Annotated in this window: 13 protein-coding genes; all 13 read right to left on the bottom strand. The window is 72.2% G+C overall.

What is annotated here, in order from left to right; translation table 11 throughout:
* Positions 1-335 precede the first annotated feature (335 nt).
* On the bottom strand, positions 336-1,055 hold the full coding sequence (locus tag AC1U7O_RS01940; RefSeq protein ID WP_479892879.1) for an adenosylcobinamide amidohydrolase: 720 nt from the start codon (positions 1,053-1,055) through the stop codon (positions 336-338).
* Complete coding sequence (gene cobD, locus AC1U7O_RS01935; RefSeq protein ID WP_479892878.1) at positions 1,052-2,167, bottom strand: threonine-phosphate decarboxylase CobD; 1,116 nt, start codon at positions 2,165-2,167, stop codon at positions 1,052-1,054. Before cobD ends, AC1U7O_RS01940 begins: the two co-directional genes overlap by 4 nt.
* Complete coding sequence (gene cbiB / locus AC1U7O_RS01930) at positions 2,161-3,114, bottom strand: adenosylcobinamide-phosphate synthase CbiB (RefSeq protein WP_479892877.1); 954 nt, start codon at positions 3,112-3,114, stop codon at positions 2,161-2,163. Before cbiB ends, cobD begins: the two co-directional genes overlap by 7 nt.
* Positions 3,111-3,962: an adenosylcobinamide-GDP ribazoletransferase gene (cobS, locus tag AC1U7O_RS01925; protein ID WP_479892876.1), complete on the bottom strand. Its 852-nt coding sequence runs from the start codon at positions 3,960-3,962 to the stop codon at positions 3,111-3,113. The genes cbiB and cobS overlap by 4 nt, the downstream gene beginning before the upstream one ends.
* Before the next feature lie 6 nt (positions 3,963-3,968).
* Positions 3,969-5,024, bottom strand: coding sequence for a nicotinate-nucleotide--dimethylbenzimidazole phosphoribosyltransferase (cobT, locus tag AC1U7O_RS01920; protein ID WP_479892884.1), 1,056 nt, complete (start codon positions 5,022-5,024; stop codon positions 3,969-3,971).
* A gap of 5 nt (positions 5,025-5,029) precedes the next feature.
* Positions 5,030-5,617: a bifunctional adenosylcobinamide kinase/adenosylcobinamide-phosphate guanylyltransferase gene (gene cobU / locus AC1U7O_RS01915; RefSeq protein ID WP_479892875.1), complete on the bottom strand. Its 588-nt coding sequence runs from the start codon at positions 5,615-5,617 to the stop codon at positions 5,030-5,032.
* 1 nt (position 5,618) lies between these two features.
* Complete coding sequence (locus AC1U7O_RS01910; protein ID WP_479892874.1) at positions 5,619-7,130, bottom strand: cobyric acid synthase; 1,512 nt, start codon at positions 7,128-7,130, stop codon at positions 5,619-5,621.
* Positions 7,131-7,211: 81 nt separating this feature from the next.
* Positions 7,212-7,799, bottom strand: a complete 588-nt coding sequence (locus tag AC1U7O_RS01905; protein WP_479892873.1) for a cob(I)yrinic acid a,c-diamide adenosyltransferase — start codon at positions 7,797-7,799, stop codon at positions 7,212-7,214.
* A gap of 1 nt (position 7,800) precedes the next feature.
* Positions 7,801-8,544 carry a 5,6-dimethylbenzimidazole synthase gene (gene bluB, locus AC1U7O_RS01900; RefSeq protein WP_479892872.1) on the bottom strand — a complete coding sequence of 248 codons (744 nt, stop codon included), beginning with the start codon at positions 8,542-8,544 and terminating at the stop codon, positions 7,801-7,803.
* Positions 8,534-8,728: a cysteine-rich CWC family protein gene (locus AC1U7O_RS01895; RefSeq protein ID WP_479892871.1), complete on the bottom strand. Its 195-nt coding sequence runs from the start codon at positions 8,726-8,728 to the stop codon at positions 8,534-8,536. The genes bluB and AC1U7O_RS01895 overlap by 11 nt, the downstream gene beginning before the upstream one ends.
* A 47-nt stretch (positions 8,729-8,775) precedes the next feature.
* The gene (locus AC1U7O_RS01890) at positions 8,776-9,369 is read right to left on the bottom strand and encodes a hypothetical protein (RefSeq protein WP_479892870.1); all 594 of its coding nucleotides are present in this window, start codon (positions 9,367-9,369) and stop codon (positions 8,776-8,778) included.
* 312 nt (positions 9,370-9,681) lie between these two features.
* Positions 9,682-10,281, bottom strand: a complete 600-nt coding sequence (cobO, locus tag AC1U7O_RS01885; protein ID WP_479892869.1) for a cob(I)yrinic acid a,c-diamide adenosyltransferase — start codon at positions 10,279-10,281, stop codon at positions 9,682-9,684.
* The gene (locus tag AC1U7O_RS01880; RefSeq protein ID WP_479892868.1) at positions 10,278-11,696 is read right to left on the bottom strand and encodes a cobyrinic acid a,c-diamide synthase CobB; all 1,419 of its coding nucleotides are present in this window, start codon (positions 11,694-11,696) and stop codon (positions 10,278-10,280) included. Before AC1U7O_RS01880 ends, cobO begins: the two co-directional genes overlap by 4 nt.
* Between the last annotated feature and the right edge of the window lie 6 nt (positions 11,697-11,702).

The following is an 11,702-nucleotide window of genomic DNA, read 5'->3' as shown; positions in this document are numbered from 1 at the left end:
AGAAATGACGCAACGAATCACTCCAGGGTAAGATTTCCAAATGGCTTGACAGGGAAATGACCCGATCGGCACAGGGGACGGCGGGAAGGAGGAACGGGCGGGCCGTAACGGCCGCGGGCCGGGCTAGCCCGCATTACTCACGAACGCTTCTGCTGCAATCGCACATTCGCGGCTGCGACAAGCCTGGCCGCGGTGTCTGTGCGGCCAGGCGGGCGGGCTCGCCCCTCCGTCGGTCAACGTACTGCAAGGAGTACGCTTCCCTCCCTCGGGGCTCCACGCGCCCGTCTCGCCAGCGACTGCGCGATTTCGCGGCGAACCGCCGTGAATAATGCGGGCTAGCAGCGTCGGGGACGGGCGGCTCGCCAGCGGGCCAGTCCCGCCGCCACGCCACTTGCCACCACCTGCCCGATCAGCGCGCCGAGGGCCGTGTGGGTGCCGCTGTAGCGCAGGGACGGGCCGTCGCCCGACACGATGACCACCGCGTCCGTCCCCGTGCCCGTCGCCCCGGGGCGGCCGGTCCAGCTCCGGACCTTCGCCGCCAGCAGCGCGGCGGTCTTGGCCTCCGTCGCCACCTGGACGGCGCAGACCATCGCCGAGGCGGCCAGACGCGCGTTGGTGACGAGGATCATGTTGATCGTACCGGGACCGGCCGCCCGGACGCGCGGCGACGCGACCGGCGGCTCCCCCGCGCGGACCGCGTTGCTGACGCCGACGGTGAAGAGGCCCTCGACCCAGAGGGAGCCGGCTCGCCGACGGACCGTGACGAGCTTCGCCAGCGGCACGGCGGTCATCAGGCCGACCGAGGGGCCCTCGGCCCCGGCCGCGGCCGCGACTCGCCCCAGGTAGCGGGCCGGGTCCTTCCAGGCACAGGCGGATCGTCGCGGCGCAAGCCCGATCGGATTGGCCGGCACTTGGTGGTTGAGGATGAAGCGGACATGGCTCAAGCCCCCGCCGCGCGGCGCGGAGGAGAGGACCGGCCGGACCGCCCCGAGGTCGACCAGCAGGGTGCGGCCGACGAGGCGGAACCTGGTCCGGAGTCCGGCCGGCCTCCTCATGCCTCTGCGCGTTCCAGCGCCGCCCGCAGGAGCGCGAGCAGATGGCGATGCTGGCTCCCGCTCCGCACGGCCAGTCGGATGGTCCGGTCGTTGAGCCCCGGCATGGCGGAGCAGTCCCTGATCAGGATCCCCTCCCGCCGGAGAGACGCGGCCACGCCCGTGGCCGTCGTGCGGGCGGGCAGCTCGACCAGGAGAAAGTTCGCCTCCGAGGGAAAGACCGTGAGCCCGCGGATTCCGGCCAGCCCCCGCGCGAACCGGTCCCGCTCCCGCAGGGTCAGGGCGAGGCTGCGGGCCCCGTGGGCCCGGTCGTCCAGCGCGGCGAGCGCCGCGGCCTGGGCGGGGCCGTTCACCGACCAGGGCGGCTGCCGCCGGGCGAGCCGTTTCAATAGGCTCGGCCGGGCCGCCAGGTAGCCGACCCGGAGGCCGGGCAGGGCGTGGAACTTCGTCAGCGAGCGCAGGACGAGCAGCCTCGGCGCCTCCTGCACCCGCGGCAGGACCGAGCGATCCTCACAGTAGTCCACGAAGGCCTCGTCCACGACGGTCCAGATGCCCCGGCGCCCCGCCGCCCGCGCGAGCCGCAGAACGTCTTCCCGGTCCACCGCACGGCCCGTCGGGCTGTTCGGGTTGCACAGGAAGAGCGCGTCGAACCGCGGCCGCCCCGCCGGGCGGCCGGCCGCTTCGATGGCCGCCCGCACCCGCCCGAGTGGGGGCCGGTACAGGTCGGCCCGCTCGGCATTGATGTGTCTGACCAGCCCGCCGTTCGCTGCCACGGCCTTTTCATACTCCGAAAAGGTCGGCCCGATGACGAGGGCCCGGCGGATCGAAAGGGCCTGGGCCAGCAAGTAGATCAGCTCGCTCGACCCGTTGCCGACCAGAACCCAGTCGGCCGGCAGGTCGTGGCGCTTGGCCAAGGCGTCGCGGAGCGCCGTGCAGGCGGGGTCCGGGTAGTGGACGACCTCCGACAGGGCGGCGCGCGCGGCCCGCCTCGCCCGCGGCGAGGGGCCGAGGGGGTTGATGCTCGCGCTGAAGTCGAGGATGTCCTTCAGCGGGCGGCCGAGCGCGTGCGCCGCCGCGTGGACATCGCCGCCGTGCCGGTCGCGCGTCCTCACCATGGCAGCCGCCAGACCGCCAGGACCACCGCCAGCCCCGTCGCGATCCACATGAGGCGCAGCGCCCGCGCGAGCTCGGCCGGCCCGAGCGGCGTCACGGGATCGCCCATCGTCGGCCGCTCCACCAGAATGCCGCCGTAGCGGTTGGGGCCGCCGAGCCGGACGCCGAGCGCGCCCGCCATCGCCGCTTCCGGCCGGCCGCTGTTGGGGCTCGCGTGCTTGCGGCCGTCCCGGCGCAGGACGGCCCAGGCCCGCCTCATCGACGCCGACTCCCGCGACAGCAGCCAGGCCGCCAGCACCAGCAGCAACGCGGTGAGCCGTGCCGGCGCCCAGTTGGCGAGATCGTCCAGCCGGGCCGAGGCCCAGCCGAAATGCGTGTAGGGCGGCTCGTGGTGCCCGACCAGGCTGTCCAGCGTGCTCACCGCCTTGTAGGCAAGCGCCAGGGGCGGCCCGCCGATCACGAGGTAGCAGAGGGGCGCCACGACACCGTCCGAGGCGCTCTCGGCCACGGACTCGACCGCGGCTCTGGCGATCTCCTGCGCCGACAGCCCGTCCGTGTCCCGCCCCACGATCAACCCCACGGCCCGACGGGCCTCCTCCAGCGAGCCGGCTTCGATCGCCCGCTGCACCGCCGCCGCATGGTCCGAGAGGTCCCGCGCGGCGAGGGTCGTCCAGGCCAGCAGGACGGCGGCGGCCGAGCCGGCGACCTGGTGCACCAGGCCGGCCGCCCCGATCAGCGCCCGGCCGACGGCATAGGCCAGCAGGGGCAGCCCCAGGGCCAGGACCACGCCCGCTATCCGCTCCCCCACAGGCCCGCGCACCATCGCCCTCGCTCCCCGCTCATAGCAGGCCGCCGCCCGCCCCATCAGCCGCACGGGATGGGGGAACCAGCGCGGGTCGCCGGCCAGCAGGTCCAGCAGACAGGCGAGCAGCAGCTCCCGCGCCGTCATCGGATCGCCAGCAGCAGGGGCTCGACGAGCAGGAAAGCCACCTCCGCCGTTTCGTTGGTCGCCCCCAGCACATCGCCCGTGACGCCGCCGCAGAGCTTCGTGCTTAAGCGGGAGATGAGTCGGCCGGCCAACACCGCGACCAGGAGGCCGCCCACCGCACCGGCCGTCCCGAGCAGCCCGAGCAGCGCTCCGGCCGCCATCAGCGCCGCCCAGGCGACCTCCCGCCGGGAGAGGTGGGAGAGGAACGGCGCGGCCAGCCCGCCCTCCGGCCTGGCGTAGGGGGCAGAGGCGGCGCCGATCACCATCGCCATCCGGCCCACCGCCGGCAGGCAGAGCAGGACCGGCAGGCGGGCGGCCGGCGGCAGGGCTTCGAGGCCCGCGTACCGCAGCCCGAGGTCCAGGATCAGCCCCGTCGCGCCGATCGCCCCGATCCGGCCGTCCCTCATGATGGCCAGCCGCGCGGCCGGGGTGCGCCCGCCCGCGAGGCCGTCCAGCGAGTCCGCGAGGCCGTCCTGATGCAGCCCGCCGGTCACCGCGACCAACAACAGGACCAGGAGCACGTCCACGACTCCGCGGGCCAACACCGTCGAGAGCAGCAGGTCGGCGCCCGCGAGCAGGGCTCCGAGGAGGAGGCCGACCACCGGGTACCAGGCCATGGACCGCGCCAGCTCCCACGGCGCCGCCTCGTGCCGGCCGCCCAGCGGAATGACCGTCAGGAACTGCCAGGCGAGCAGGAACCGACGCAAGGCGTGAGGCGTGAAGCGTGGGGCGCGAGAATTCAAGGCAGGGGCGGCCGCCCTTTGTTCGATTCTGGTCGGAGACTGGTCCACGCCGGTCGCTTCCTCCATCACGTCTCACGCTTCACGGTCCGAGACACCGGCTTCCTCGAAGGTCGCCATCCGCGTGAGCACGGCGAGCGCGGCCTGGACGAGCCCGATGCCGAGACAGGCTCCCGTCCCCTCGCCGAGACGGAGGCCCAGGTCGAGCAACGGCTTCAGGCCCAGCCGCTCCAGAGCCGCCGCGTGGCCCGGCTCGGCCGAGCGGTGGGAGGCCACGAGATAGTCGCGGCAGCGGGGCTGCATTCCCGCCGCGATCAGGGCGGCCGCCCCGGTGATGAACCCATCCAGCACGACCGGCACGCGCCGCGAGGCCGCGCCGAGGATCAGCCCGGCGAGCCCGGCGATCTCGAAGCCGCCGACCTTGGCCAGGACATCGAGCGCGTCGCCCGCGACCGGACGATGGCGCGCGAGCGCCTGCTCGATCACCCCGACCTTGCGCCGATAGCCCGCCTCGTCCACGCCCGTGCCGCGGCCGGTCACCTCCGCGACGGGCCGGCCGGTCATCACGGCGATGATGGCCGCGCTCGCCGTGCTGTTGCCGATGCCCATCTCGCCCGTGCCGAGCAGGCCGATGCCCTCGTCCGCCGCCTCGCACGCGAGCGCGACGCCGACCTCCAGCGCCCGGACGGCCTGATCGCGGCGCATGGCCGGCTCGCGCAGGAAGTTGCCCGTGCCGCGCGCGACCTTCCGGGCAAGCAGGCCCGGCACCGGCCCGAACTCGTGCGCCACGCCGATGTCCACGACCCGGACCTCGGCGCCGACCTGCGCGGCGAGCACGTTCACCCCGGCGCCCCCGCGGAGGAAGTTCAGGACCATCTGCGCGGTCACTTCGCCGGGATAGGCGCTGACCCCCTCCGCCGTGACGCCGTGGTCCGCCGCGAGGGTGTAGACGGCCGCCTTCGGGATCGCCGGCTTCATCTCCCTCGTCGCCGCGACATACCAGGCCGCCAGCTCCTCCAGCCGGCCCAGGCTGCCCGGCGGCTTGGTGAGCCGGTCGAGCCGTGTCCAGGCGCAGGTCCGGCACGTCTCGTCAATCGGCTCGACGGCTCGGATCGCATCATCCAAGGTCATCCCGCTCATCGCGCCTCCTCCGTGCCGGCCGGCTTGATCCGCAGGGCGATCCCCGCGACGACGACGTAGACCTCGTCGGCCGCCGCGGCGAACCGCTGGTTGACGCGACCGGCCAGGTCCCGGAACCGCCGGGCCGACGGCTCCATCGGCACGAGCCCGAGCCCCAACTCGTTCGTCACCACCACGACCCTCGCCCCCGTCTCGCGCAGGGCGCGGATGAGGTCGCGCGCGCGCGCCAGGACCCGCCGGTCCGTCATCCCCGTCCCGCCCAGGTTGCTCAGCCAGAGCGTGAGGCAGTCGAGCAGGATGACGCGATGGCCGCGGCCCTCCTTCCGGCACCAGTCGGCGACCTCGACGGGCACTTCGTGCGTCTCCCAGGACGCGCCCCGCGATCGCTTGTGTCGCCCGATCCGCTCCGCCATCTCCCCGTCCCGCGCCTCCCCGGTCGCGACGAAGGCACGCGGGCTTTCCGGCGCGAGGCCGCGGGCGGCCAGGTCCAGGGCCACGGCGCTCTTGCCGGAGGCGGCGCCGCCGATTACCAGGATCAGCCGGCCGTCACGGCCCGAGCCGGCCTGTCGCTCGCCGCGCCCCATGCTAGACGCCGGCCTCCACGATCCGTTCGATCGCCTCCATGTCCACGTGGCGCTCCACGAAGTCGGCCAGGCGGTCGAGGTCCTCGTCTGGCGTCGAGTCCGGCGAGGGAGGAAGCGGCGCCCAGCCGCGGACGGCGCGGAGCCGGTTCAAGAACGTCCGGCGAAACTCCGGCTCGTCGAAGAGGCCGTGCAGATAGGTCCCCCAGACCAGCCCGTCCGCCGATACGGCGCCCTCGGCCCAGCGCAGGGATCCGTCCGGCTTCTCCAGGTCGAGCAGCGGCGTGATCCCCGGCCCCACCCTCGTCCGGCCGCAATGGACCTGATAGCCGCGGACCCGACAGCCGGTCTCACGGTGCCGCCCCGATGCCTGTACCAGCACCTTCCGGCGCGCGAAGCTGGTCACGACGTCGAGCAACCCCAGCCCCTTCGCCTCCCGCTCGGTGGACTCGACCCCGAAGGGATCGCGGATGAGCCGGCCGAGGATCTGGTAGCCGCCGCAGAGGCCGACGACCAGGCCGCCGGCGGCCGCCACCCGCCCGGCCGTCCGGTCCAGCCCGGAGGCCCTCATGAAGCGCAGGGCCTCGACCGTGACCTTGGTCCCCGGCACGATCAGCGCATCCAACGGCTCGTCCGTCTCTGCCTTCAACCGCAGGAGCCGGACGTCCGGCTCGCGGCCGAGCGGCTCCAGGTCGGTGAAGTTGGACAGGGCCGGGAGGTCCGCCACGCCGATGGTCAGCCGCTCGCCAGGTGCGAGGGGGGCGGGGCGGGGGGGGCGGGCGTGATCCTCCACCCAGCCGAGGGAATCTTCCTGCGGCACCCGAAGCTCGCCCCAGTGGGGAATGACGCCGAGGCAGGGCACCCCGGTCCTCGCCTCTACGGCGCGGATGCCGGAGTCGAGCAGCGCCGGCTCGCCGCGAAACTTGTTGATGAGCAGCCCCTTGACGTGCCGGCGCTCCTCTTCCGTGAACAGGGCCAGGGTCCCGACCAGCGCGGCGAAGACGCCGCCCCGCTCGATGTCGCCGGCGAGCAGGACCGGGGCGGCGGCCTCCCGCGCCATCCACATATTGACGATGTCGCAGTCCCGCAGGTTGATCTCGGCCGGGCTGCCGGCGCCCTCCAGGATCACCAGCTCGAACTCGTCGGCCAGCCGGGCGAAGGCCGCCCGGACCGAGTCGGCGCACTCCCTTCGCACCCGCCCGAAGTCCCGCGCGGCCAGCGAGCCGACGGAGCGCCCGTTCACGACGAGCTGCGCGCGCCGGTCCGTCTCGGGCTTGATCAGGACCGGGTTGAAGTCGCTCCGCGGCTCCAGGCGGCAGGCCGCCGCCTGGACTGCCTGCGCCCGCCCGATCTCGCGGCCGTCCGGCGTGACGAAGGAGTTGTTCGACATGTTCTGCGCCTTGAACGGCGCGACCCGCCGGCCGCGCCGCAGGAAGAGCCGGCAGAGGGCCGCCGTCAGCACGGACTTCCCCACGTGCGAGGCGGTGCCCTGGATCATCAACGTACGCGCAGCCATTTCCTCAACAACCCGTCGGTCGTATCTCGTCGCTCGTACCGCGTTGGGGATTCAGGCGAGATACGCTTCACGAGGTGCGCTTCACGTTTTCAGATCGCGTTCCCAGAGAAATTCCGGCTCGCCACGCGTCTTGGCCACCCAGCGGGCGAGGACGAAGAGCGCGTCGCTGAGGCGGTTGAGGTACTTGACGAGCAGGGGGTCCACCGGCTCCTCGCGCCCGAGCTTCACGCAGACCCGCTCGGCCCGCCGGCAGACCGTCCGCGCCTGGTGCAGGAAGCCGGACACCTTCCCGCCGCCGGGAAGAATGAACTCCTTGAGCGGCGCCAGGTCCTCCTGGCAGGCGTCGATGAGCCGCTCCAGCCGCGTGACGTGCTCCTCCGTCACCCGGGGCATGTTCTTGAAGGTCTGACCCGGCGCGGTGGCAAGCAGGCTTCCGACGTCGAACAGCTTGTTCTGGACCCAGCGCAGCTCCTCCTCCAGCTTGGCGGCTTGGGGGAGCGAGCCGGCCGACTCCGCGTTGAAGACCCGCGCCAGGCCGACGATCGCGTTCAGCTCGTCCACCGTCCCGTAGGCCTCGACCCGCAGGCTGTCCTTCCAGACCGGCTGGCCACCCGCCAGCCTGGTCTGGCCGGCGTCGCCGGTGCGCGTATAGACCTTCGTGATGCGCATATCAGGCTCCCTCCCCGTTCGCGGCGCCGCCCGCGCCCCACCGCTCGCGATAGACGACCCGCTCCAGCGGAAGGCGCGCGCGCCACCCCGCCGTCTCTAAATCAGGCCGCCGGGCGAAGGTGGAGACGTACCCCAGACACAGATAGGCCACGACCCGCACGGAGCGGGGAATCCCCAGCAGCCGCTTGAGCGCCCCATGGTCCAGGATGCTCACCCAGCCGACGCCGATCCCCTCGGCCCTGGCCGCCAGCCAGAGGTTCTGGATCGCGCAGCAGGTGCTGTAGAGGTCGGTCTCGGGGACCGTGGCGCGGCCGAGCACGTGGCGCCCCCCGCGTTGCCGGTTGCAGGTCACGCAGACCGACAGGGGCGCCTCCTCGATACCCTCGAGCTTGAGGCTCCGGTAGAGCGCCGCCCGCTGGCCGCGGTACCGCGCGGCGGCCGCTTCGTTGGCCTGCTCGAAGAGCCCCTTGACCGCCCGGCGCGTCGCGGGGTCGCGGACTACGAGGAAGTTCCACGGCTGCATGAACCCGACCGACCCCGCGTGGTGGGCCGCGGTGAGGATCCGTGTCAGCACCTCCTCCGGGACGGGGTCGGGGAGGAAATGCCGTCGCACGTCGCGCCGCTCGAAGATGGCCCGGTACACCGCGGCCCGCTCGGCCTCGGAGAAGGCCTCCGCGCGGATCGTCGCCTCCGATTCTCCCGGCTCCTGCGGCAATGCGTTCCTGACCGAGACCTCACGTCGCATGGGGCAGCTCCGGGTTGCGCCCGCCCGCCGCGACCGCCGTCAGGCAGGCGGGACACAGGCAGTCGTCGTACCGCGCCTTCAACCAGGCCAGCCGGGCCGGCTCGAGCTGGAGATCGCCGCACCAGCACCCGCCGGCCTGCTGACAGGAAAACGTCGCACGACAACGTCCGCAGACTTTCTGCATCCGTCTGGACTCCGACTCCTGCTCCACGCCGCCGAAGCCTTCAACCCTCACGGCTGGCCGGAGGTTCTGAATCGGGCGGACAGCGCCGTCCACACGCTCCCCGCGCCGGACATCGCGTGAACAGCAGCCGCCATACCGACGTAGAACATCAGGGAGGAGAGGGACCGCGGATAGTAGGTCACCAACCGCGAGCCGAACTCCGCCACGCTCGTCCGCTCATAGCGGCCGGAAAGAAAGTAGAAACTGCCGCTCGAGATCAGCTCGCAGACTGCCGAGCCGACGAGCACGCTGCATGTCAGTGGCAGCAGCGTGGCGATCGCGTCACGGTGACGCCCGGCGTACCAGCGGCCGGCGAACCACAACGAGCCATAGGCCGGCAACAAGAAGCCGTAGGCCCGGCTGACGCAGAAACCGCTATCGCCGCCCCAGGTGACGGCGGCAAAGTCCAGGAACGCCGCCTCGGCGAACAGCGCGGGCAAGGCCCATAGGGGCCTCAGATAAACGCCGGCGAGAAAAAACACCGCCCAAGACGCGCTGGGCAGGTGTTGAAGCGTCGCGAAATGGTGACCACGCGTCGCGGCCATGAGGGTGGCCAGGGCGACACCGGCCATGATCTGCATCCGGGGAGAGAGTGCGGGCATGGGTTCTCACCTCCACGTGGTTGAGTATGAGCGATCACCCCCCGTTGCGCTTCTCCAGGAAGCGCAACGGACTCCATCGGCTCCCTGCGGCAGGCTCGGGCTAGCCCGCATTACTCACGAACGCTTCTGCTGCAATCGCACATTCGCGGCTGCGACAAGCCTGGCCGCGGTGTCTGTGCGGCCAGGCGGGCGGGCTCGCCCCTCCGTCGGTCAACGTACTGCAAGGAGTACGCTTCCCTCCCTCGGGGCTCCACGCGCCCGTCTCGCCAGCGACTGCGCGATTTCGCGACGAACCGCCGTGCGGAATGCGGGCTAGAACTCGACGCCCCGCTGCGCCTTGACGCCCTTCCGGAAGGGATGCTTGACCATCTTCATCTCGGTGACCAGGTCCGCCGCCTCGATCAGCGCGTCTTTGGCGCCCCGGCCCGTGATGACCACGTGCTGCCTCGGCGGACGCCGGCGGACGACATCCAGCACCTCCTCGCCCGGCAGGTATTCCTGCTGGAGGGCGATGTTCAGCTCATCCAGAATCACCATGGCGTAGGCCGGGTCGCCCAGGAAGCGGGTCGCGGCCTCCCACGCCTCCCGCGCATGGCGGACGTCCCGCTCGCGGTCCTGGGTCTCCCAGGTGTAGCCCTCGCCCATGCGTAAAAAGGTCACCTGGTCGCCGAAGCTCTTCAGGATCCGCTCCTCCGCGGTGTCGATCGCCCCCTTGATGAACTGGACGACGGCGACCTTCATGCCGTGCCCTATGCACCGGAGGGCCATGCCGAACGCGGCGGTCGTCTTGCCCTTGCCGGCGCCCGTGTGCACGATCAGCAGACCGCGTTCCTCCCGCGCGGCCGCGATGCGCCGGTCCACGGAGGCCTTCAGCCGCTGCATCCGCGCCTTGTGCTCGTCCGGCCCGGTCATGCCGGTCTGCTGCCCTTCGCCGCCGCGAGCGCCCGCAGCCGCGCCGCCTCCACCAGCGCCCGCGCGATCGCCGGCTGGCTGGCGAAGTGCAGGTGCGTGTAGAGCGCGGCCACCCGACCCGTGACGAGCGCGTCCTTCCCGCAGACGTGGCCGCGGGCGTCCGTCAGGCGCACGGCATAGTCCAGCGGGCCCTCCACGAACAGGGAGGAATAGTGGAACTCATGGCCGCGCACCTTCGTGCCGGCCGCCCCCAGCAGGCAGGGCGTCGTCACCTCGACCTCCCGGTAGCCGAGGGTCATGCCCGACCGCTGCATGACCGCCATGGCCGGAAAGAGGCCGACCATCTCGTGGGACCGCCCCTCGAAGTCCCGGATCGCCCGCAGCAGGTACATGAGCCCCCCGCACTCGGCGTAGATCGGCCCCCCCGCCGCCGCGAAGGCCTTGATCGCCTCCTTCATGGACGTATTCCCCGCGAGGGCTGCGGCGTAGAGCTCCGGGTAGCCGCCGCCCAGGTACAGCAGGTCCACGTCGGGCAGCGCCCGGTCGTGGGTCGGCGAGAAGGGGACGAGCGTCGCGCCCTCCTCTTCCAGCCGCTCCAGGTTCTCCGCGTAGTAGAAGCAGAAGGCCGGGTCGTAGGCCAGGCCGACCCGGACGGGCTCGTGCGGGGTGACGGGTGAGGCGTGAGGGGTTGAAGAGCCCCCCTGCGCCTCACCCCTGACGTCATCGACCGCCGCGCGGGCGAGCGCCTCGATCAGGTCCAGGTCCAGCATCGCTTCCGCCGCGGCGCCGAGCCGCTCGTAACGGTCCCCGGCGCCCTGCTCGATCGCCGTGACCAGGCCGAGGTGGCGGTCCCCGATCGCAAGCTGCTCATCCGGCAGGAAATAGCCGACGACCTTGAGGTCGGTCGTCGCCTCGACGGCCTCCTTGAGCAGCCGGTAATGGCCGTCGCTCCCCACTCGGTTGAAGAGGATGCCCGCCACCTTCAGTTCCGGGTCGAAGCGCGCGAAGCCCTGCGCCATGGCGGCCGCCGACCGGGCCATCGCGCTCCCGTCGATCACGAGCAGCACCGGCGCGCCGAGCCGCTTGGCCATCTCCGCCGTGCTCCCGACCTCGTTCACCGGCGAGCTGCCGTCGAAGAGGCCCATCACCCCCTCGATGATCGCGACGTCCGCGTCCGCCGTGGCCCGCCGGAAAGTGTCCAGGTTCACGTCCGGCGCCAGCATCCAGCCGTCCAGGTTGCGCGAAGGCCGGTCGGTCGCCAGCGTATGGTGCCCCGGATCGATGAAGTCCGGCCCGACCTTGAAGGCCTGGACGCGACGCCCGCGTGCCTTCAGGGCGGACAGGATCGCCAGCGTCACGGTGGTCTTGCCCACCCCGCTGTGCGTCCCGGCGATGACGAGCCGCGGAATGCCCATCGCTCC

Source organism: Candidatus Nitrospira neuquenensis, assembly GCF_979578155.1.
Note: the sequence above shows the minus strand (reverse complement) of the source record. Positions and strands in the feature narration are given on the sequence as shown.